Raw genomic sequence first — 21,644 nt, forward strand, 5'->3', positions numbered from 1 at the left:
ACTAAATTTAGATTCAAAATAAATATAGTCGACAAGAAGCAAAGGATCACCCCTTGTCCACCACCGCCACCCTGGCAACCCTGTCCGATTCCGACCGCCTGGCCGATCCGAACTGGTGGCGCCAGGCCTCCGTCTACCAGATCTATCCGCGCAGCTTCGCCGACTCGAACGGTGACGGCATCGGTGACCTCAAGGGCATCACCTCTAAGGTTCCCTACCTGAAATCGCTCGGGATCGACGCCGTCTGGCTGAGCCCGTTCTACCCCTCCGCGCTGGCTGACGGCGGCTACGACGTGGACGACTACCGCGACGTGGACCCCAAGCTGGGAACCCTGGCGGACTTTGACGAGATGGCCAAAGCGCTGCACGAGGCCGGCATCAAGCTGATCGCTGACATCGTGCCCAACCATTCCTCGAACAGGCACCAGTGGTTCCAGGAGGCCCTCGCCTCACCTAAGGGCTCGCCCGCCCGCGACCGCTACATCTTCCGCGACGGGAAGGGCCCCAACGGCGAGTTCCCGCCGTCGGACTGGGACTCAGTGTTCGGCGGACCGGCCTGGGAACGGATCACCGAACCTGACGGCACCCCAGGCCAGTGGTACATGCACATCTTCGCCAAGGAGCAGCCGGACCTGAACTGGTCCAACCGGGAAATCCGTGAGGACTTCCTCAAGACCCTGCGCTTCTGGTCAGACCGCGGCGTGGACGGCTTCCGCGTGGACGTGGCGCACGCGCTCACCAAGGACCTGACCGAACCGCTGCTCTCCAAGCTGGAACTGAGCGCGGCCAACACCGGCGTGGACGGGTTCGACGACGGCACGCACCCCTTCTGGGACCGGGACGAGGTCCACGAAATCTACGCCGAATGGCGCGAGGTGTTCAACGAGTACAACCCGCCGCGCACCGCCGTCGCCGAAGCATGGGTCCACGCCACCCGCCGGGCCCGCTATGCCAGCCCGCATGGGCTCGGCCAGGCCTTCAATTTCGACCTGCTCCAAGCCGACTTCGACGCCGCCGAGTACAAGGAAATCATCAGCCGCAACCTGGCCGAGGCCGCCGCAACGGGCGCCTCCTCCACCTGGGTGTTCTCCAACCACGACGTGGTCCGCCACGCCACCCGCTACGGCCTGCCGCAGCGTTCCAAAGGCAAGGCCGGCACCAAGGGCCAGGACGGGAAGGACTGGCTGCTCGCCGGCGGCCCCAAGGAAGAGCTGGACGTGGAGCTCGGTGAACGCCGTGCCCGCGCAGCCACGCTGCTGATGCTCGCCGTGCCGGGCTCGGCCTACCTTTACCAGGGCGAGGAACTGGGCCTGCAGGAAGTCGCCGAGATCCCCGAGTCCGAGCGCCAGGACCCCTCCTTCTTCCGCAACAAGGGCGTGGAGATCGGCCGCGACGGCTGCCGCGTCCCGCTGCCCTGGAAGGTTGAGGGAACCTCCTTCGGCTTCGGCGCCGGCGGTGCGCACCTGCCCCAGCCCGACTGGTTCAGCAAATACGCCGTGGAAGCGCAGGACGGGACCCAAGGCTCCACGCTGGAGCTCTACCGCAAGGCCCTGAAGCTCCGCCGCGAACTGCTGACCGGCGAGGAGCTGGAATGGGTGGAGACCGGCAGCCCTGACGTCCTGCACTTCCGCCGCCCAAATGGCTGGCAGTCGGTCACCAACTTCGGGAACACCGCCGTCGGCCTGCCTGCCGGCGAAGTCCTGATCAGCAGCGCACTGCTTGAAGACGGCAAGCTGCCCTCCAACACCACTGCATGGCTGCGGTGATGCCGCCAAGCCGCAAAGGCTCGACAAACCGTACGGGGTGGCCCGCCTGATGCAGGAACTCATCTACGGCTGCATGGGCCTGGGCGGCAGCTGGTCCGACGAGCCCCATGCCGGTGAGCATGTGGACGAAGCCGCTGCCGCCGTCCAGGCTGCCCTGGATGCCGGGATCACGTTGTTCGACCACGCGGACATCTACCGCAGCGGCAAGTCCGAGGCAGTGTTCGGCGAGGTGCTGGCTGCCACGCCGGGGCTTCGGGACCGGATCCGGCTGCAGACCAAGTGCGGCATCAGGCTGAATGAACGGGGCCTGCAGACGCACTACGACCTCAGCCGGGAAGCCATCCTGGAGCGGGTCAACGAAAGCCTGAAGCGGCTGCGGACGGACTACGCGGACATCCTCCTGCTGCACCGCCCGGACCCCCTGGCGGACCCGGCGGAGGTGTCTGCCGCCGTCGGACAGCTGATGGCGGAAGGCAAGGTCCGGCACCTAGGGGTGTCCAACATGTCCGGGGCACAGATCGAGGCGCTGCAGGACCGGCTGGAAACTCCGGTGGTGGCCAACCAGCTGGAGATGAGCCTGTTGAAGCGGGCCTGGCTGGAAAGCCAGGTGCTGGTGAACCATGCCGAGCACCTGGACTACAGTTTCCCGCACGGCACCCTGGAGTACTGCGTCCGGAACCGCATCACCCTGCAGGCCTACGGCTCGCTCGCCCGGGGCCTCTATACGGGTGCGGAACCGGACAGCCCAACGTCCGCAGAGGCTGCTACCGCTGAACTGGTGGCGCAACTGGCGGGTGAGTACGGCAGCTCGGGGGAGTCCGTCCTGCTGGGCTGGCTGATGAAGCACCCCGCGGGCATTGCACCGGTGATCGGGACGGTCAACCGCGGCCGCATCCGGGCCTGTGCAGATGCTGCCCGCGTGGCCGAAACCATGAGCCGGGCGGACTGGTACAAACTCTGGATCACTGCGCGGGGCAGCAACATCCCCTGACCACCCCCATGGAGCAGCAGCAGGTGCCGTATGGGACTCCCATTGCGGCCCTTGCTGCCGCCTCCATATGGAGAGGCAACAGTCATATCCCGTTTAGTTCGTATTGATCCTCACACGCGGGCCATTTTCAGAGGCATCGCGGTGGCGGGGCGGATACGGTAGATACATGACGTCTACCATCGCCACCGAGACCATAAGGCCGGAACGCAATATCCCAGCAGAGATCGCCCGCTCCTGGCTCCTCGTGAATGCCATGAAGCAGGAGTTGTTCGACCAGTCGGCAGTGTCCCGCGCCGACTCGATCATCCTGGATATTGAAGATGCCGTGGACCCGTCGCAGAAGGACCAGGCGCGGAACAACGTGATCGACTGGCTGACCGCAGGCGGCAAGGCCTGGGTCCGCATCAACGACGCCACCAGCCCCTTCTGGGCGGACGACCTCGCCGGCCTGCGCGGCACCCCGGGCCTTCTCGGCGTGATGCTCGCCAAGACCGAGTCCGCTGACCAGGTCACCGAATCCTTCCACCGCATGGACGGCAAAACCCCCGTCATCCCGCTGGTGGAATCCGCCGTCGGCATCGAGGAAGCCAACCACATCGCCAAGGCCCAGGGCGCGTTCCGCCTCGCCTTCGGCTCGGGCGACTTCCGCCGCGATACCGGCATGGCCGCCACCGCCGAAGCGATGGCCTACCCGCGTGCCAAGCTCGTGGTCGCCAGCCGGGTGGGCAACCTGCCGGGCCCCATCGACGGCCCCACCGTGGGCACCAACCACCCCATCCTGCGCGAGCAGACCGGCATCACCGTGATGATGGGCATGACCGGCAAACTGTGCCTGGCCATCGACCAGACCCCCGTCATCAACGAGGTCATCAGCCCCACTCCGTCGGATGTCGCCTGGGCCACGGACTTCATGGCGGACTTCGAAGCCAACGGCCGGGTCATCCGCGACGGATCCGACCTGCCCCGGCTGGGCCGCGCCGAAAAGATCATGAAGCTCGCGGTAGCCTTTGGAGTGCAGCCCGCGCTGTAACGCCCGCAGATTTTTCTTCAGGAGACCCCGTGACCGATACGTCCTATCTGGTCCACGGGGTCTTTTGGCCTGCGCCGCCGGAGTCTCCCGGGGCGCCTGCAGCCCTTCCCGTCCTGCGGCTGCAGGGCCCGGACGGCACCTTCACCGAAACAGCGCTCGACGACGGCACGCGGCTGGGCTTCCGGCTCGCCGTCGAAGGGACGTCCTGCCTGGGCCACCACCGGGTGCACGGCCCCGGCCGCCGTGACCATATCCTGTGCAAAGGCCGGTCTCCGTCTGCCCGGGGACACCAGTGCGAACGGTGCTTTGTGGCGGACGACTTCCGGCTGATGCATGACTTCCACCGGGGCGGCGGCGTGCCGCCCGGGCTGCGCAGCTACCTGATGCAGCCGCACTGGCTGTATATCGCCACGTTTGCCAGCGGGGCCAGCAAGGTGGGAACGGCATCCGATCTTCGAAAGTGGCAGCGGCTCGCCGAACAGGGTGCCGTGGCGGCCAGTTACATTGCCCGCGCTGCCGACGGCCGGGTGGTGCGGATCCTTGAGGACCTGGTGACGCGCGACGGCGGGCTGCCGCAGCAGGTGCGCTCGGCGGCGAAGGCTGCAGCCCTGGCTGCGCCGGCACCCGCGGACCAGCTTAATTCCCGCAACGCCGCCCTGGCCGACGACGCGCGCCGGCTTCTGCCCGGTGCGGATGAAGACGGCTTCGAGGTAGTGACTGAAACCTGGACCAGACCGCGGCTGGCCGGGCGGCTGTGCTCCGGAACTGCCCGGCACGCCTACCCGCACGCTTTGGACTCGGGCGCCCACGGCTTCACCGTCCGGTCCGTCTGCGGCAGCTTCGTCCTGGCCACGCTGGACGGCTCCAACCTGGAGTTCGTGCTGGACCTGGGCCGGCTCAAGGGCCGCACCATCGAACTGGGCCGGCACTCATCCGAGGTTCCGGCGGTCCAGGAAGCGCTGTTCTGAAGCCCGGTAGACTGGCAAGGTGCTGAACGAATTCTGGGCCACTGCGCCAACCCGCTACAAAGTCCTGGTTTTCAGCGCGATGGGACTGATCGCCGTCGGCATCATTTTGAACCTCGTTGGCAACACCAGCGGCAACCAGGCGCTGGCCATGGCATCGCTCCCGCTGATCGGGCTGGGACTTGTCCTGCACATCGCCGGCATCGTGGTCCGCGGCCAGGCCATCCGCAAGGGCTACAAGCGGTAGCCCGCACTCCGGCGGACGTGGCTGCGGGCATGCTCCACGGCGTCGGGCAGACGCTCAAACAGGTGCTTGTGGTGCCGCAGGGAACGGATTACTCCCACGTTGGTAACCAACGCCAGGTGATCCGGCCGGACACCCTTGAGCAGGACTGTGATTCCGCGCAGTTCCAGGGCAGAGATGACCTCGACCAGGGCGTGGGCACCGGTGGCGTCGAGCATCCGCACCTGGGAGAGCCTGATGATGGCCACCTGGACGTCCTTGACCTGGCTGATTTCCTGGAGGATCCGTTCGGCGGCTCCAAAGAACATGGCTCCGTCCAGCCGGAGGACGGCGATGTGCTCATCTCCTTCGGACGGCTCCCCGGGAATGTCCTCACGCTGCACACTGCTCAGTGACGCGAATTTCCGCAGCGCGAAAAGGGCCGCCGCGGCAAGCCCGATCTGGATGGCAACAATCAGGTCGAAAGCTACCGTAATGATGGCCGTGAGAACAAAGACGGCGGCGTCCGGCCTGGTGGAACCCAGGATGGCGGTGACGGTCCGCCGCGAAACCATCCGTACTGCCGTAACCATCAGGATCCCGCCCAGCGCCGCCAGCGGAATGCGGCTGACCATCCCCGAGGCAAAATACGTGATGCCCAGCAACACCACCGCATGGATTGCTGCTGCAAGGCGCGTCCTGGCTCCTGAGCGAACATTGACCGCGGTCCGCGCGATGGCCCCGGTGGCAGGCATGCCGCCAAACAGGCCGGCCGCGATGGACGCCAGGCCCTGTCCCGTCAGCTCCCGGTCCGGAGTGTAGGGCCCGGTGGGCTTGCCGTCCGGACCGCTCATCCCGGCGGCCACCCTCGCAGAGAGCAGGGACTCAATGGCAGCCAGGCAGGCGATGGCCACAGCGGGCATCGCCAGGCTGCCCAAGGAGGCCAGCTCAAAAGCGGGGATGGCAGGCGCCGGCAGGGAATGCGGAAGAGGGCCGATCCGGGGAATGTCCAGCTGCAGGAGCTCGGCAGCTGCCGTGGCCAGGAAAACCGCGAGCAGGCTCGCGGGAAGCGCCCGGGACAGCTTTTGCGCCAGAACCATAACGACGGCGACCAGCGCCACGAGTGCGAGCGTCAGCAGGACGGTTGGAGCGGCCGCCGTCGATGCCGCCTCGATGGCCGCAAGGAGTGTGTTGTGTCCCGGGGTTCCGGACGTGCCGGTGGCAAGCGGGACCTGCTGAAGGAAGATGATGGCCGCGATGCCGAGGGTAAAACCCTCCACCACCGGCCAAGGTATGAAGGCTACAGCCCGGCCCAGGCCGCTGAAACCCAGCACACAGACCAGCACGCCCGCCATCAGGGACAAAAGAGCCACACTGCCGGTGCCGTGGACCGCCACCACGGGAGCAAGCACCACAACCATGGCGCCGGTGGGCCCGGACACCTGCACCGGGGAGCCGCCCATAACAGCCGCCACCAGCCCGGCCACGATCGCTGTTACAAGTCCGGTTTCAGCGCCCACCCCGGAGCTCACGCCGAATGCCAGGGCAAGCGGCAGCGCCACGATGCCCACGGTGATGCCGGCCAGCAGATCGGTACGCCATGATGCCGCGAGCCCCGCGTAGTCCTTCCGGGACGGCAGGAACCGCCGTGCCCTCCGGATCGCCGGGCCGGTGGCGGTGCGCTGGCCTGTGCTCACGAGGCTGCTCCGGGTGACAGGTGCTCTGCCGGCAACTGCTGTGCCAGCCTGAGCTGCTCGTGCGATTCAGCGAGGCTGTCCAGCAGGAACGTCCGCGCGATGGCAAGCAGCTGCGAAACTCCGGGATGCGCCAACTGATAGGTCACCGCATTGGCAGTGCGTACCGACGTCACCACCTTGTGCTTCCGCAGGGTGGCCAAGTGCTGGGAGAGGTGGGACGCTTCCAGCCCGGTTTCTGCCAGCAGGTAACTCACTGGCGCAGTTTCCCTGGGCGCCGCTGCCAGCAGCTCAAGGACCCGGATCCTTGCCGGATGCGCTAAAGCCTTGAAGAGGTTGGCTTTGATCTCGTACAGCGGAGCCTGGGCGGAGGACAACATGGCAGCGCTCCTGTGCGCGGTGACTGCCTCAGGAGCAAGCCCCGCCGATTGATGGATTGATAAAACCATCATACCAAGGCCTGCAAGACCGCCCGCGAGATGAGGCAGCGATAGGCTTGAGCCCATGACTATCAATCCGGACCTGCAGGGCAGAAGCTACCCTGCCGCAGAGGTGTACGACGTCGGCCGCGAGAAGATCCGCGAGTTCGCCCGCGCCGTGAAAGCAACCCACCGTGCACACTTCGACGTGGACGCCGCCAAGGCCCTGGGCCACGCCGACCTTGTTGCCCCGCCGACGTTCGCCATCATCATCGCCCAACGCGCCGACGCCCAGCTCATCGAGGATCCGGACGCCGGCATCGACTTCTCCCGCGTGGTCCACGCCGACCAGCGCTTCACGCACCACCGCCCCATCTTTGCCGGCGACCGGCTGGTGGCAGAGCTCCACGTGGACGGCGTCCGGGCCATGGGCGGGGGAGCGATGATCACCACCCGCTCTGAAGTCTTCGCACTGGGCGCGGACGAATCCCGTGAGCCGGTCACCACCACCACGTCATCCATCCTGGTCCGCGGAGAGGGACAGTAACCATGAGCCTCAGCATCCACGAACTCAGCCCCGGCCAGGAGATTGGCAGCCGCACCATCGAGGTCACCCGCACCGACCTGGTCAAGTACGCCGGCGCTTCCGGTGACTTCAACCCCATCCACTGGAACGAATCCTTCGCCACCGGCGTTGAACTGCCCGGCGTCATCGCCCACGGCATGTTCACCATGGGCTCCGCCGTGCAGCTGGTCACCGACTGGGCAGGCGATCCGGCCGCCGTCGTGGACTTCCAGACCCGCTTCACCAAGCCCGTCCTGGTCACCGACACCACGGGAACGGAGGAGCCGGGCGCCACCATCGAGGTCAGCGGACTGATCGGAAAACTCGACGCCGAGGCCAACACCGCGCGCATCGACCTCACCGTTGTGGCGGCAGGCCAGAAGGTCCTGATGAAGGCCCAGGCCGTCGTCAAACTCAGCTGAGCCGGAAAGCGGGACTCATGTTCGGCGATAGGGTTGTCTGGTGACTTCCACCCTGCTTTCCCAGTTCACCACGGCCGCCGTCGGAGGCCCCGCCGGCACCTTTATCGAGGCCCGGACTGAGGCTGACATCATCGACGCCGTCCGGACAGCGGACGCGGCTGGGGAGCCGCTGCTGATTATCAGCGGCGGCTCCAACCTGCTGATTTCCGACGACGGGTTCCCCGGCACCGTCGTCAGGATCGCCTCGGAGGGATTCACCGTCAACGCCCAGGACTCCTGCGGCGGGGTGGCCGTGGTGGTGCAGGCGGGCCACAACTGGGACAAGCTCGTGGAGCACGCTGTCCTTCACGCCTGGTCCGGCATCGAGGCGCTGGCGGGCATCCCGGGCTCCACCGGGGCAACTCCCGTGCAGAACGTGGGCGCCTATGGTTCGGACGTTTCGCAGACCATTGCCGCCGTGCGGACCTGGGACCGCGAGCGGAACGCCGTCAAAACCTTCACCAACTCCGAGTTGAAGTTCGGCTACCGGGACTCCATCCTGAAGCAGACCACCATCAACGGCTCGCCCCGTTATGTGGTGCTAACGGTGGAGTTCCAGCTGCCGATCGGGCGCATGAGTGCTCCCATCCGGTATGCGGAGCTCGCCCGGTCGCTGGGGGTGGAACAGGGAAAGCGTGCCTACGCCACCGACGTCCGCCGGGAAGTGCTGCGGCTGCGTGCTTCCAAGGGCATGGTGCTGGATCCGGCAGACCGCGACACCTTTTCCACTGGTTCGTTCTTCACCAACCCGATTGTCCCGGCGGAGGTGGCCGAGGCTCTGCCGGAGGGCGCGCCGCGTTATCCTGCCGGTCAGGACGGGCTGGTGAAGCTCTCTGCCGCCTGGCTGATAGACCAGGCCGGCTTTGGCAAGGGCTTTGGGCTGGAGCCTGACAGCGTCAGCGGAGGCCGTGCATCCCTGTCCACCAAGCACACCCTGGCCATCACCAACCGCGGCTCAGCCAAGGCAGCCGATGTGGTGGCGGTGGCCCGCGAGGTGCGTGCCGGCGTCGAACGTCGTTTTGGCATTGAACTCCACCCGGAACCGCTGCTGATCGGGCTGGAGCTGTAGCCCGGTCCTGGCCATAGGATGGGGCCATGGCTGCGAAGGTGGGGATCCGTCTTGACCGTCGAACGCTGGGCAGGCTTCGCCTGGTGTCCCAACGGCTGCTCCCGCACCCGGCTGTTCCCCCGCAACCGCACCATCCTGATTCGATAGCTGCCACGGTCCGCTGGATGACAGCCATTCAGGCCCAGGACCTGCAGGCGGCACTCTGGGCTGTGGGCGCCAGGGCTCCCGGAGCAGACGTGGCCGATGTCCGTTCCGCCCTTGATTCCGGTGCTGTGGTGCGCTCGTGGCCCATGCGCGGAACGCTGCACCTGGTGGCGCCGGAGGACCTGCACTGGATGCTGGACCTTACTGCGGAGCGTCTCACCAAAGGCATTGCCGGCCGGCACCGCGAATTGGGTATTTCCTGGGCTGACATCGAAAAGTGCCGCGACCTGGCCCTGGAGTACATCGCTGCAGGTGGTCCTGCCGGCAGGGCTGCCCTTTTCGAGGTTTTCGACGCCGCCGGGCAGTCTACCCAGGGCCAGCGGGGTATCCACATCCTCGGGACACTGTGCCGGCACGGCTGGCTGGTGCTCGGGCCGCTGGCGGGAAACCAGCAGTTGTTTGCCTGCTTCAATCAATGGATCCCGGACTCGCGCCGGCTCGAACGGCAGGAGGGCATCGCCGAGTTCGCGCTGCGCTATTTCCGAAGCCACGGGCCGGCCACCATCCGGGACTTCGCCTGGTGGACGCAGGTTCCGCTGACCGAGGTCCGGGCGGCTTTTGAGGGCATTAAGGACCAGCTGGTCAATGTGGAGTTTGGGGGCACCAGTTACTGGCTGTCCACGGAGACGGCATCATTGCTCGACGGCCGCGTGCCGGGGCAGCGGTCCGTCCTCCTGCTTCCCGGTTTCGACGAGTTTCTGCTGGGTTACCAGGACCGCAGCCTTGTCCTGGCTCCCGAGCATGCCAACAAGATCGTCCCCGGCGGCAACGGTGTCTTCAAGAAAACGCTGGTGGCCGGGGGAGAGGTGATAGGCACGTGGGCCCGTTCCGGCACGGGCGCGGGTGCCGCCGTCGTGCCTGAACTCTTTGATGAAGCCCGTCCCCTCGGCGTCACGGCGCAGGCTGCCTTCAACCGTGCCGCCCAACGCTACCTCGCCTTCCTCGGCGCCTAAAACCGTACGCGCGGCCCTGGGCCGCTTAACCGGTGCTGGCCACCACCGGTTGAGCGGGGCACGGCCGCTGCTGCACATTTACGGGTACAAGAGTTGTCCACACCCGGCAGCCTGCGGCTTCCCTTCACACGGTCGGCGGACGAAGTATTGGTCCATGAAGCCCGAGAAAACCCGGCAATTGATAGAGGACCGCTGGCCGTCAACGCCCCTGGCATCGACCACGGAGCTTCAGGAAGCCAGCATAGGGGACCGGCTCCTCACGTCGGCGGTGCGGCACGGCACCGTAGTTCGTGTGCGTCGCGGCGCCTACGCACAGAACTTGTATTGGAACGGGCTAAAGCCATGGGCCCGTGACCGCCTGCTCGTTGATGCACACCATCTCTCCACTGGCGGGACTGCCCTGTACAGCCACCTCAGCGCAGCGCGGCTGCACGAATGCCAGGTGTGGAATACCGGACCGCTGATCCACGTAACAACCGGATATGCGAATTCCCGGGCAAGCGCAGGAACGGATGTCAGGACGCATCGGGCTGCCGTCACGGAGGATGACATCACCCGGCTCGTGACCACTGACGGTAAGGTTTTCCTTGCAACCAGCCTGGAGAGGACTGTTCTGGACTGCGCGCGGATCCTGCCGCTCGAGCAGGCGGCCGTCATTGGCGATCACGCGTTGCGCAAGGGAGCCTCGCGCGACGATATCCAGCGGCTTCTCAGCATCGGTCCGGAAAAGCGAGGGAGCCGGAAGGCCCGTATCCTGCTGGACGCGCTGGACGGACGGTCCGAATCTGCGGGGGAGACCCGGACGAGGCTTCTGCTGCATGCCATAGGTATTCGCAGCTTCATACCCCAATTTGAGATTCCAACTGCTTCCGGCCTGTTCCGGGCCGATTTCGCTGATCCAGAAGCGAGGACCGTCATCGAGTTTGATGGCGCCGGGAAGTACACGGAGTACCGGCCCACGGAACAAGTTCTTCTCGCTGAACGCCGGCGGGAGAACGCGCTGATTGAAGAGGGGTGGTTGGTACTTCGGCTCAACTGGCAGCACCTTGACCGGCCCGCAGAGTTAAAGCTCCGCCTGCAGGTTATGGCAGAGCGCTCCCGCCGGATGTCCGCCTGACACAAGAGCGGCCCTGACCCGCTTAACCGGTGCTGGGCAGCAACGGTTAAGCGGGCCAGGGCCGCTCCTGGGGAACCGGCCTACAGGTTCCCGGTGGCGATGTTCAGCATGCGGCGCAGCGGCTCGGCGGCGCCCCAGAGGAGCTGGTCGCCCACGGTGAAGGCGCTGATGTACTGCGGGCCCATTTCCATCTTGCGGATGCGGCCCACGGGGATGTCCAGGGTGCCGGAGGCGGCGACGGGGGTCAGGTCGGCCATGGAGGCTTCCTTGGTGTTCGGAACCACCTTGGCCCACTGGTTGTCCTCGTCCAGCAACTTTTCGATCTCGGCGACGGACAGGTCCTCGCGCAGCTTGAGGGTCAGTGCCTGGGAGTGGGAGCGCATGGCGCCGATGCGGACGCAGAGACCGTCCATGATGATCCGGTTTTCGTCCGAGGTGCCCAGGATCTTGTTGGTCTCAACCCCGGCCTTCCACTCTTCCTTGGACTGGCCGTTGCCCAGGTCCGCGTCGATCCAGGGGATCAGGGAGCCGGCAAGGGGAACGCCGAACTGGGTGGCGTCGATGTCGGTGCGCTGGTGGGCCAGGACCTTGCGGTCGATGTCCAGGATGGCCGACGCCGGGTCGTCCAGTTCCGTGCTGACCTCGGCGTTGAGTGTGCCGAACTGGCTGAGCAGCTCGCGCATGTGCCGCGCGCCGCCGCCGGAGGCAGCCTGGTAGGTCATGGAGGAGCCCCATTCGACCAGGTTGTTCTTGAACAGGCCGCCGAGGCCCATGAGCATGCAGGAGACGGTGCAGTTGCCGCCGATGAAGTCCTTGGTGCCGTTGACGAGACCTTTGTCGATGACGTCGCGGTTGATCGGGTCCAGGACGATGATGGAGTCATCGTTCATGCGGAGGGTGGAGGCGGCGTCGATCCAGAGGCCATCCCAGCCGCGGCTGCGCAGTTCGCCGTGGACCTGCTTGGTGTAGTCGCCGCCCTGTGCGGTGACGATAATAGGCAGCTTGGCCAGCGCGTCGACGTCGAACGCGTTTTCGAGCTTGCCAGTGCCTTCTGCGAAGGAAGGCGCGGCACCTCCCGCGTTGGAGGTAGAGAAGAACACCGGGTTGATGTTGGCGAAGTCGCCCTCGTCCTGCATGCGCTGCATCAGGACGGAACCGACCATGCCGCGCCATCCGACCAGGCCGACGGAAGGGGTAGCTGCTGTAGTCATTCGTACAGTTTAGACTTCGGAACCGGCACGGCGCAGTCGGTTACGTCACGCGCCCACGGGTTCCGGCTCAACGGACACGCCGGCACGTGTGGGGCAGCCTAGTTGTCGAACTGGTGTGCGGTGGGCTCGGGGATCCCACGCTCGGCGCGCAGGCGTTTTGCCGTCGAAGCTACCGTCGCCATCCGAATGGCATATGCCGCGCCTCCCAGTCCGGCGGCCGACAGGAACAGCGCACCCCACATCGGATCCTCGCCTTGGCCGGTGGGCCCGATGACCAGCAGGACGGAGAAGACTGCCGCTGCAGCGAAAAAGACAGCCATCGCCAGGAAGCCGCCGGCGGACCTCACCTGCGGGTGGGAACTGGCCGTGACCACTCCCAGCTCATCCTTCGCGTAGCTGTGAAGCCTGCCATCCACGGTACGGAACAGGATTCTCTTGTCACCGCGTGTCACTGCCTGTTCGTGGTAGGCGCGGACTTGATCGTCGGAGTCCGGGCCGCTGCCCGTGTTGCTGCCTGGGATGCCGTTGTGCACGCTGGTCCCCGGTCCGTATTCTTTCTCGTACTCGAGCACATTGACGGGGCTCGGACCATATTTAGTTCCGTCCGGCCAGCGGAATGCGGGGCGGTCAGCTTCCATAAGCGTTCCTATCCGAGGCGTTTTTCTTGCAGCGGAACTTACATCTCAGTCATGCCGCTTCAGTACTAGGCCTCACCAGGAAATGGGCGCGTGCTGTCGGGGAAGTTTTCGCGGGTGATGGCAATACCCGAGGGATTGGATTCAAACCAGGCCCGGGCCTGGTCATCGGTCAGGGCGAAACGCGGCTTCGGCAGCCCTTTCAGCCTGCGCTGCCTGGAAGCCCGCAACTCGCGGCGAAGATTCATGATGCCCAGTAGCCAGCCGCCGGTAAAGAGGACGGTGCCAAGTAACCCAAAAACAACCACAATCAGATTAAGGCTCGCAAGAGCGATGATCAGCAGAATTGGTGCGCCGAGCGCAGGGATGGTCATGAGGGCTGTTACCACGAAAAGCCCGGTGGTTGTGTGGACGGAGTAGTTCCCGGTTGGCTGGGCACCGCCGATGCCCCACTCTTCCTTCGTGTAGGCATGCACGGTGCGTTCCATACCCGTCGCATAAAAGTACTGGCGTTCGACGAGTAGTTTTTGTACGGCGGGATCCATTTCCATCAGTTTTCGCCGGCTTCATGACCGAAGGCCTTCAGTACCGCGGTAAGGTCCTCGCTGGTCGTCGCAAGTTGTTCAGGTCCAACAACGTCGCCCTGCGCAATGGTGTGGGCCCAGCCGCGGGTGTCTTTGCGGATAAGGAGCTGCTGTGAGGAAGGGACCCGTCCAGATCTGATCTTCACGCCACCTTCCGGATACTTGAGCAGGTGCTCCCGAACAATGAAGGCTTCTGCCGCTTCCTTGGAGAAGTGAGCATCCTGGGGAAGGACGAACCAGCTCATCATGGTTCTCGGCTGGAAGATCAGCGATATTTTTCCGGCCTCGGCATGAAGCACCGAGTCTGCGCGCTGCGCGTCCATCAGCAGATCCAGTTGTGTCCATTTCGCCGCATGGGAGAGGGTGTAAGCAACTGCATCCACCTTTGCATCAAACTCGACGTTGGTGCCATCGACTGCCGCCAGTCGGCGAGCGATGAGCGATGAGAGGCCCGCGCTGACCAGTTGCTTGTTCTCTGACTCCTCCGTTAGCCGGAGCCAGGCGGCGCTGCCGCGGGATTCGTCTGTGTCCTGCAGTTGTACGAGATAAGCCATTTCTGCAACACCGAATCCCAGGGAGGTGTCTGTCGCCGTTTGTGCCTCAGTCATGCTGTCCATCCTATGAGTCCCCATTTTCTAGAAGCCGAAGAAGTCCTTGACACCGTCGCCGACTGCTCCTACCAAATCTTCAGTCGTGTCGCCCACCCAATCGAAGGCGTCGTCGATCGCGTCCTTGGCCCCTGGGACCATCTCGACGGCGGCCCATGCGCCGCCCACAACCATGCACGTGACCCCGACGGGTGGGGGGAAGAAAGAGCCGACGCCGAGAGCGGTTTTCAGGCCGGACTTAAGCGCGTCACCAGTCTCGCCGGCGCGAATCGCGTTGACCGTGTCGAGTCCATCCAAGCCAACGCTGATCCCCCCGAGGACATGTCCCGCGGAGTTGAGACCGAACTTCGCCCAGGGGCCGATCTCCGCTGCTCCCGTACCCCGGGCCATGTCGGCGAAGTCACCGAATTTGCCGCTCAGAAGGTCAGAAGTACCTGAGAACGCGCCCCGCAAAGGATCGGCGCGCGCCGAAGCTTCCCATAGGTCCTTATTGAAAAAGCGCTTCCATGCTGCCAAGTCCTGGCCCGCTCCGAACAAGGCGTCGATTTCGTGGCCATGCCGGGCATTAAATTGCGAAATGTCACGAAGACCCAGAGGAACACCCTTCAGCCCAAGGACTCCGTTGTAGGCGTCCCAGCCGTTCCGGAAGGGTGAGTCACCGTTGGAAAGCCACTCTGGACCCACGGGAACGAACGGCGAGGACGGAGTGCCAGCCTCGACACCAGGACGGGAACCGCCGGATCCCGCGCCCGTGTTGCTCGCCTTCTCCTGCTGATCAGCGTTGACGAGTAGCTTCTTCGACTCCTGCTGCAGCGCGAAGGCAGCCTGCTGGAGCATCGCCCGGTGGCTTCCGTTCCACTCGGACCGGAACGCAACGGCGTCCTGGCCCTTCCATGATGTCGTGCTGTTGATGTGGCTTGTCAGCTGCGTGGACTGCTGCAGCAGCTGATCGGCCGTCTTGCCGAACTGCTGCGCCAGCGTCCGCAACCCGGCAACGTCCGCGCCCCACAAATTTCCTGCCACCAGGCAATCCCCCCGATATTCGACCAGCGTCTTTCAAGCCGGAACCCAGCCCAGCCTATTAGCAACATGCTGCAGCCGCGATGGGGTGTCCTCCCCATACGCAGCACCGCGTGCTAGCCGCGCTTCGACTCCTCCAGCACGGCTGCCTTGCGCGCCCGCAGCGCGAAGAAGGCCCCGAAGGCGAAGACCTGCGTCACCACCACCAGCACGATGGCCCCGGCGATCTTGTTGCCGCCCAGGATCATGGTGAATCCTACGATGGCGGACAGCAGCGCCAACAGGGGGAGCAGCATGTAGCCCAGCACAAAGAGAGTTTCGGGTTTCTTTAACATTCCTAGCCCTCAGTCCGTGACCATTTGGTAAACCGGTAGCGTGTGCCGTTGGCGGCCGTCAGCCAGCCGTCCGGGGGAACCGAGGCGGAAGCCTCCCACCCGGTGCCAAGCTCGGGGGCGAACGTGTCCCCGTCGGCTTCGACGTCGATGGTGGTGACCACCGCGACGTTCGCCAGCTCCGTGGACTGGCGGAAAATCTCGCCGCCGCCCAGGATCCAGACGGTTTCGCCGCCGTCCACAAACTGGGACTCGAGCAACGCGTCATCAAGTGAAGGAACCACGACGGCGCCCTCCGCCTCAGGCGTGTCGGCCCAGCTTTTTTGCCGGGTAATCACGATGTTGGTGCGGCCGGGCAGGGGGCGGAACTTGTCCGGGAAGGAAAGCCACGTCTTGCGGCCCATCACCACCGGGTGGCCCATGGTGAGCTGGTTGAAGTGCTTCAGGTCCTCGGGCAGGTGCCAGGGCATGTCGCCGTCCTTGCCGATGACCCCGTCGGGTGTCTGCGCCCACACGAGGCCCACACCGGTGACCGAGGCGGCCAGCTCTTCCGTAAAGGACTGCGGATCGGTGGAGTTCTCCGTGCTCATACGGCGATCGGAGCCTTGATCGTGGGGTGGTGCTGGTAGCCCACCACTTCGAAGTCCTCAAGGGTGTAATCGAAGATCGACGCCGGCTTCCGCGTGATCTTGAGCTGCGGGTACTCGTAAGGCTCCCGTTCCAGCTGCTTGAGGACCTGGTCCATGTGGTTCTCGTAGATGTGGACGTCGCCGCCGGTCCAGACGAATTCGCCGGGCTCCAGCCCCACCTGCTGGGCCACCATGCAGGTGAGCAGTGCGTATGAGGCGATGTTGAACGGCACGCCCAGGAACATGTCCGCGGAGCGCTGGTACAGCTGGCAGGACAGTTTGCCGTCTGCCACGTAGAACTGGAAGAACGCGTGGCACGGCGGCAGCGCCATGTCGTGGAGTTCGGAGACGTTCCATGCGGACACTATGTGCCGCCGGGAGTCCGGGTTGGATTTCAGGTTCTCCACCAGTTCGGCGATCTGGTCAATGTGGCCGCCATCGGGTGTGGGCCAGCTGCGCCACTGCACACCATAGACAGGGCCGAGATCGCCGTCGGCGTCTGCCCATTCATTCCAGATGGTGACCCCCTGGTCCTGCATCCACTTGATGTTGGTTTCGCCGCGCAGGAACCACAAAAGCTCCACCGCCACGGATTTGAAGTGGACCCGCTTGGTGGTGATCAGCGGGAAGCTTTTCGAGAGGTCAAAACGCATTTGGCGCCCGAAAACGCTGGTTGTTCCGGTCCCGGTACGGTCCGATTTGTGCGTGCCGGAAGCCAGGACTTCGCGCAGGAGGTCTTCATAAGGCGTTGGGATGCTCACGCCACAAGTCTACTGGGCCAGAGGCGGGGCTCAGTCGTCGAAGGGCCTGAACTGCTCGACGGCGACAATCCGGTTTTTCCCGCCCGGGGCCACGTGGCACACCACCAGCTCCCCGGGGGACAGGTATGGTTCGTTGGCCGGCAGGAGCGAGGCCAGTTGCTGCGGCATGTGTTGGGCCAGCTGCCCGAACACGGTGGGCAGCGCCGGACGGTGGGTGCAGACAACCACTGGCCGCTGCTTATCAAACAGGCTCTCGACCACGGCAGCGGTTTTCTTCGGGTTCCGCTGATGCCGGTGTTCGGTCAGGGCTTCCGAGAGCTTCACTTTGGGACTGGCCACCTTCGCGTAGGGGGCGATGGTTGCCACACAGCGGAGCCACGGACTGGTGACCACCCGAGGCGGCTTCCACGCCTGGAGCAGCCGGCCCACAGCCTGCGCCTGGCGGGTTCCAGTGGCGGCCAGCGGGCGCTCACCTTCGGCCTTGGACCAGGACGAGCGGGGTTTCGCCTTGGCGTGGCGGAGCACCAGGAGCGGCCAGGTGTTCAGCTCGCCACGCCCATGGGCGTCCTGCAAGTATTCGAGCGGTGCGACGTCGGAGGGGTTGGACAGCAGCCGGGCCGCCTTTTCGGGGGCACACCACATCACGCTGTCCACCTCCTTGCCGTCGGGCACCAGCTTGTCCCCGTTGACCCTGACAGCCCAGTAGTAGACCACCTTCAAGCCGGACGCCACGTGGTAGTGGATCGGGGGCAGCGGTATGCCCAGTGACGCGGACAGGCCAATCTCTTCCCACACCTCACGGATGGCGCACTCAGGGATGGTCTCGCCGTCGTCAATCTTGCCCTTGGGCCAGGACCAGTCGTCATAGCGCGGGCGGTGGATGAGGAGGACCTCAAGCTGGTCTTTATTCAACCGCCAGGGCAGCGCACCGGCAGCCGTGACGGCTACGGGTTCGCCTGGGTGGTCTGTCTGGTCTGCTACGAGTGCGTCGCTCGACAAAACCGCGCCCTTACCGTCGGCTCAGGCTGCGTTGCCGCGGCCGCGATGCCAGCAGGAAGGACTGGACGTCCTCAAGGGGCCTGCCATCGTCGCCCAGATGGTGGCGCGTCCACCTTCCCTCGTTGTCCAGGTGCCAGCTGGCGGTTTCGGGCGCCATGTAGCGCTTCATCAGGTCCAGGACATACTGGATGTCATCAGCGCTGGCCAGCTGGACCAGTGCCTCCACCCGGCGGTCCAGGTTGCGGTGCATCATGTCCGCCGAGCCGATGTACACCACAGGATCCCCGCCGTTCGCGAAGGCAAACACGCGGGAGTGCTCCAGGAACCTGCCCAGGATGGAGCGGACGGTGATGTTGTCGCTGAGCCCCGGAACGCCCGGGCGCAGCGAGCAGATGCCGCGAACCACAACATCCACCTTCACCCCGGCCTGCGACGCCCGGTACAGCGAGTCGATAATAGCCTCGTCCACCATGGAGTTAACCTTGATCTGGACCCGGCCCGGCAGCCCGGCACGGGCGTTGCGGATCTCGGTTTCAATCCTGTCGATCAGCCCGGAGCGCACCGAACGCGGGGCGACCAGAAGGCGTTTGAACGTTGACTTGGGCGCATAACCGGAGAGCTGGTTAAACAGTTTGGACAGGTCCTCGCCCACCTGGTCATTGGCCGTGAGGAGACCGAGATCCTCGTAGTAGCGGGCCGTCCTCGGGTGGTAGTTGCCGGTGCCGATGTGGCAGTAGCGGCGCAGCCCGTCCACTTCCTGGCGCACGACAAGCGAGAGCTTGCAGTGCGTTTTCAGGCCTACGATGCCGTACACCACGTGCACGCCTGCCTGCTCCAGCTTGCGGGCCCAGGAGATGTTCGCCTGCTCGTCAAACCGGGCCTTGATCTCCACCAGGGCAAGGACCTGCTTGCCGGCCTCGGCCGCATCAATCAGGGCGTCAACGATGGGCGAATCGCCGGAGGTCCGGTACAGGGTCTGCTTGATGGCCTGCACCTTGGGATCCGCTGCCGCCTGCTCCAGGAACGCCTGCACAGAGGTGGAAAACGAGTCGTAGGGGTGGTGGAGCAGGATGTCGCGGCGGCGCATGGCCGCGAAAACGTTGGCCGCCTTGGACGTCTCGGACTCGTTGAGGTACCGGGACGTGTGCGGGACATGCTTGGGGTAGTGCAGGTCCGCGCGGTCGATGCCGGCAATGACGGACAGGCCGCGGAGGTCCAGCGGTGCGGGGACCGAGTAGACCTCGGATTCCTCTACGCCCAGTTCGCGGATCAGCAGCGCCCGGATGTTGGGGTTGATGTCGTTGGTGACCTCAAGGCGGACAGGAGGGCCGAAGCGCCGGCGCAGGAGCTCCTTTTCCAGTGCCTGGAGGAGGTTCTCGGCGTCGTCCTCTTCGACCTCCACGTCCTCGTTCCGGGTCACCCGGAAGGTGTGGTGTTCCAGGACCTCCATCCCGGCAAACAATTTGTCCAGGTGGACGGCGATGACTTCTTCAAGCGCGATGAAGCGGGCCACCCGGCCAGCTACGGCCCCGGCCCGCGGGCCGTCAATGGAGATCAACCGCGGCAGCTGGTCCGGGACCTTCACGCGGGCGAAGAGCTCTTTGTCGCTGACAGGGTTCCGGACCACCACGGCCAGGTTCAGTGAGAGCCCGGAAATGTAGGGGAACGGGTGCGCCGGGTCAACGGCCAGGGGCGTGAGGATGGGGAACACTTTTTCGGCGAACATCTGGCTGAGCTGCTGCTTGGCGGCATCGTCGAGTTCATCCCAGTGCATGAGGTGGATGTGCTCATAGGCCAGGGCCGGGCGGATCTGCTCTGCGAAGACCTGGGCGTGGCGCTGCTGGAGCCGGTGTGCTTCCTCACCGATCTTTTCCAGCACCTCCACCGGGCTCAGGCCGGCGGGGGAGGGGACGGCCAGTCCCGTGGCGATCCGCCGTTTCAGTCCCGCCACCCGGACCATAAAGAACTCGTCCAGGTTGGACGCGAAGATGGAGAGGAAGCTGACGCGTTCCAGCAAGTGCAGTGTAGGGTCCTCGGCCAGCTCCAGGACGCGGGAGTTGAAGCTGAGCCAGCTCAGTTCACGGTCCAGGAAACGGTCCGGCCGGATATCCCCGTCGGGCTCCAGGTTGGGCGCAAAGTCGGGGATGTCTATCCGGTCCTGCGTGGCCCGCGCCGCAGGAACCTCCGAGGAGCCGAAGCGCGCGCGCACCGGGACTGGAGTCTCTTGGGACGTGGCTGCTCCGGAAGGTTCCGGGTTCATGGCATCTCCTTTACCTGGCGCTTGATGCTGCCGTTTCCGGCCGGCGCGGTTCTGTTTCAACCTTACAAGCATTCAAGGCGGGACGGCCCTTGATTTGGCGTCCCAAGACCCTCTGGGTCAGGCGATTGGACTAACCGGCCGCCGGGCCGTACATCACGTCCATGTCCCACCGGGAAAAGCCCAGCCGCCGGTACAGGGCAACCGCCGGCGCGTTATCGGCGTCGACGTACAGCATGACGGCGTGCAGCCCCAACGACTGCAGGTGCTTGATGCCCGCCACCGTGAGGGCCTTGCCCAAACCTGATCCCTGGGCTTCCGGGGTCACGCCCACCACGTAGATCTCGCCCACTGCGGGGTGGGCGCCGTGCCGGGGATGGACCTTCGTCCAGTGGTAACCCAACAGCCGGTTGTCCCGGCCAACGGCCAGGAGGAAGCCCGCCGGATCGAACCAGGATTCGGCCATACGGGCATCAAGGTCCGCCCGGGTAAGGCTGCCCTGCTCCGGGTGGTGCGCGAAGGCGGCGCGGTTGGCCGCCAGCCAGCCCTCCTCATCCTGCCCCGGCACAAACGCGCGGATGCGCACCCCGTCCGGGAGGACGACGTCGGGAAGGTCCGCCGCCGTCGTCGTCATCCGCATTTTCCACAGTTCACGCACGGGCACGTAGCCGTAGCGGGCGGCAAGATCAGCGGCCGCCTCGTGGTTGCCGTGGGACCAGGCCTTCAACCCGGCGAACCCCCGCCGGTCGCGCAGCACGCCCACCAGGCGGTCCGCCACGCCCTGGTTGCGGTAACTGGGATGCACCGCGATCTCCACCACCCCGGTTCCATCGGGCTCTTCCACCACAGCGGCGAACCCGGCCAGGTCCTGGCCGGAGGAGGGATCCGAGTCTTCATCCGGGGCGTACAGGGCCAGGGTCAGCACGTTGTGTTCGGTGGAATCCCCGGCGCGCATGCTGATCAGGGTCTGTTCGGAGATGGACGGGTTGCCGTCCGACTCTTCAGCCGCTGCCAGGAGGTTGCGGCAGTCTTTGAGCAGCTGCTGGTCAACCCCGCCTTGGACTGCATGGACGGGCCACTTCTCAGGGTGTGCTGGAGTCATGAAGCAAGGCTATACGTCGAAGGCTGCAGGCGGACTGCGGTGAAGCCGG

Annotated in this window: 23 protein-coding genes; 10 read left to right on the top strand and 13 right to left on the bottom strand. The window is 65.2% G+C overall.

Translation table 11 applies throughout. The features are described from left to right. The first annotated feature begins 53 nt into the window (after positions 1 to 53). The 5 genes from QRN11_RS03850 to QRN11_RS03870 all read left to right on the top strand — a co-directional run bounded on the left by QRN11_RS03850 (position 54) and on the right by QRN11_RS03870 (position 4,999). Complete coding sequence (locus QRN11_RS03850; protein WP_285249949.1) at positions 54 to 1,766, top strand: glycoside hydrolase family 13 protein; 1,713 nt, start codon at positions 54 to 56, stop codon at positions 1,764 to 1,766. Between the two features lie 49 nt (positions 1,767 to 1,815). Then, a complete protein-coding gene (locus QRN11_RS03855; RefSeq protein WP_285249950.1) occupies positions 1,816 to 2,757 on the top strand; it encodes an aldo/keto reductase in 942 nt (313 codons plus the stop codon). A 166-nt stretch (positions 2,758 to 2,923) separates the two neighbouring features. Further along, positions 2,924 to 3,787, top strand: a complete 864-nt coding sequence (locus tag QRN11_RS03860) for an HpcH/HpaI aldolase/citrate lyase family protein (RefSeq protein WP_285249951.1) — start codon at positions 2,924 to 2,926, stop codon at positions 3,785 to 3,787. 29 nt (positions 3,788 to 3,816) lie between these two features. Then, on the top strand, positions 3,817 to 4,755 hold the full coding sequence (locus QRN11_RS03865; RefSeq protein WP_285249952.1) for a DUF2797 domain-containing protein: 939 nt from the start codon (positions 3,817 to 3,819) through the stop codon (positions 4,753 to 4,755). Between the two features lie 19 nt (positions 4,756 to 4,774). Continuing rightward, complete coding sequence (locus tag QRN11_RS03870) at positions 4,775 to 4,999, top strand: DUF3188 domain-containing protein (RefSeq protein ID WP_285249953.1); 225 nt, start codon at positions 4,775 to 4,777, stop codon at positions 4,997 to 4,999. Here QRN11_RS03870 and QRN11_RS03875 read toward each other — a convergent pair. Continuing rightward, on the bottom strand, positions 4,987 to 6,672 hold the full coding sequence (locus QRN11_RS03875; protein ID WP_285249954.1) for a SulP family inorganic anion transporter: 1,686 nt from the start codon (positions 6,670 to 6,672) through the stop codon (positions 4,987 to 4,989). The genes QRN11_RS03870 and QRN11_RS03875 overlap by 13 nt on opposite strands. Then, positions 6,669 to 7,049 (bottom strand): ArsR/SmtB family transcription factor, encoded by a 381-nt coding sequence (locus QRN11_RS03880; protein WP_285249955.1) that lies wholly within the window; start codon positions 7,047 to 7,049, stop codon positions 6,669 to 6,671. The genes QRN11_RS03875 and QRN11_RS03880 overlap by 4 nt, the downstream gene beginning before the upstream one ends. A 124-nt stretch (positions 7,050 to 7,173) precedes the next feature. Between QRN11_RS03880 and QRN11_RS03885 the strand changes: the two genes are divergently transcribed. The 5 genes from QRN11_RS03885 to QRN11_RS03905 all read left to right on the top strand — a co-directional run bounded on the left by QRN11_RS03885 (position 7,174) and on the right by QRN11_RS03905 (position 11,457). Next, positions 7,174 to 7,635, top strand: a complete 462-nt coding sequence (locus QRN11_RS03885) for an FAS1-like dehydratase domain-containing protein (protein WP_285249956.1) — start codon at positions 7,174 to 7,176, stop codon at positions 7,633 to 7,635. A gap of 2 nt (positions 7,636 to 7,637) precedes the next feature. Continuing rightward, positions 7,638 to 8,075 carry a MaoC family dehydratase gene (locus QRN11_RS03890; protein WP_285249957.1) on the top strand — a complete coding sequence of 146 codons (438 nt, stop codon included), beginning with the start codon at positions 7,638 to 7,640 and terminating at the stop codon, positions 8,073 to 8,075. 40 nt (positions 8,076 to 8,115) lie between these two features. Continuing rightward, positions 8,116 to 9,183, top strand: a complete 1,068-nt coding sequence (locus QRN11_RS03895) for a UDP-N-acetylmuramate dehydrogenase (protein ID WP_285249958.1) — start codon at positions 8,116 to 8,118, stop codon at positions 9,181 to 9,183. 26 nt (positions 9,184 to 9,209) lie between these two features. Then, positions 9,210 to 10,340, top strand: coding sequence for a winged helix DNA-binding domain-containing protein (locus tag QRN11_RS03900; RefSeq protein WP_285249959.1), 1,131 nt, complete (start codon positions 9,210 to 9,212; stop codon positions 10,338 to 10,340). 154 nt (positions 10,341 to 10,494) lie between these two features. Beyond that, positions 10,495 to 11,457: a PDDEXK family nuclease gene (locus QRN11_RS03905; protein ID WP_285249960.1), complete on the top strand. Its 963-nt coding sequence runs from the start codon at positions 10,495 to 10,497 to the stop codon at positions 11,455 to 11,457. Between the two features lie 80 nt (positions 11,458 to 11,537). On the opposite strand, the gene asd is transcribed toward QRN11_RS03905, so the two are convergent. The 11 genes from asd to mshD form a co-directional block, all read right to left on the bottom strand. After that, positions 11,538 to 12,668: an aspartate-semialdehyde dehydrogenase gene (gene asd / locus QRN11_RS03910; RefSeq protein ID WP_285249961.1), complete on the bottom strand. Its 1,131-nt coding sequence runs from the start codon at positions 12,666 to 12,668 to the stop codon at positions 11,538 to 11,540. Positions 12,669 to 12,766: 98 nt separating this feature from the next. Next, positions 12,767 to 13,306, bottom strand: coding sequence for a hypothetical protein (locus QRN11_RS03915; protein ID WP_285249962.1), 540 nt, complete (start codon positions 13,304 to 13,306; stop codon positions 12,767 to 12,769). A gap of 65 nt (positions 13,307 to 13,371) precedes the next feature. Next, on the bottom strand, positions 13,372 to 13,848 hold the full coding sequence (locus tag QRN11_RS03920; RefSeq protein ID WP_285249963.1) for a hypothetical protein: 477 nt from the start codon (positions 13,846 to 13,848) through the stop codon (positions 13,372 to 13,374). A gap of 5 nt (positions 13,849 to 13,853) precedes the next feature. Continuing rightward, on the bottom strand, positions 13,854 to 14,495 hold the full coding sequence (locus QRN11_RS03925; protein WP_285249964.1) for a hypothetical protein: 642 nt from the start codon (positions 14,493 to 14,495) through the stop codon (positions 13,854 to 13,856). 27 nt (positions 14,496 to 14,522) lie between these two features. Beyond that, positions 14,523 to 15,518: a WXG100 family type VII secretion target gene (locus QRN11_RS03930; protein WP_285249965.1), complete on the bottom strand. Its 996-nt coding sequence runs from the start codon at positions 15,516 to 15,518 to the stop codon at positions 14,523 to 14,525. A 113-nt stretch (positions 15,519 to 15,631) separates the two neighbouring features. Then, positions 15,632 to 15,850, bottom strand: a complete 219-nt coding sequence (locus tag QRN11_RS03935; protein ID WP_091414989.1) for an NF038396 family protein — start codon at positions 15,848 to 15,850, stop codon at positions 15,632 to 15,634. A gap of 2 nt (positions 15,851 to 15,852) precedes the next feature. After that, entirely contained in the window at positions 15,853 to 16,437 is a 585-nt protein-coding gene (locus QRN11_RS03940; RefSeq protein WP_091414992.1) for a dihydrofolate reductase, read from the bottom strand. Then, on the bottom strand, positions 16,434 to 17,237 hold the full coding sequence (locus tag QRN11_RS03945; protein WP_142060494.1) for a thymidylate synthase: 804 nt from the start codon (positions 17,235 to 17,237) through the stop codon (positions 16,434 to 16,436). The genes QRN11_RS03940 and QRN11_RS03945 overlap by 4 nt, the downstream gene beginning before the upstream one ends. A gap of 30 nt (positions 17,238 to 17,267) precedes the next feature. After that, positions 17,268 to 18,236, bottom strand: a complete 969-nt coding sequence (locus tag QRN11_RS03950) for an NUDIX hydrolase (RefSeq protein ID WP_285249966.1) — start codon at positions 18,234 to 18,236, stop codon at positions 17,268 to 17,270. A 10-nt stretch (positions 18,237 to 18,246) separates the two neighbouring features. After that, the gene (locus QRN11_RS03955) at positions 18,247 to 20,496 is read right to left on the bottom strand and encodes an RNA degradosome polyphosphate kinase (RefSeq protein WP_091414999.1); all 2,250 of its coding nucleotides are present in this window, start codon (positions 20,494 to 20,496) and stop codon (positions 18,247 to 18,249) included. Between the two features lie 130 nt (positions 20,497 to 20,626). Further along, positions 20,627 to 21,595, bottom strand: a complete 969-nt coding sequence (gene mshD, locus QRN11_RS03960) for a mycothiol synthase (RefSeq protein WP_285249967.1) — start codon at positions 21,593 to 21,595, stop codon at positions 20,627 to 20,629. Between the last annotated feature and the right edge of the window lie 49 nt (positions 21,596 to 21,644).

This window comes from Pseudarthrobacter sp. fls2-241-R2A-168, assembly GCF_030209335.1.
In the GTDB taxonomy this organism is placed as follows: domain Bacteria; phylum Actinomycetota; class Actinomycetes; order Actinomycetales; family Micrococcaceae; genus Arthrobacter.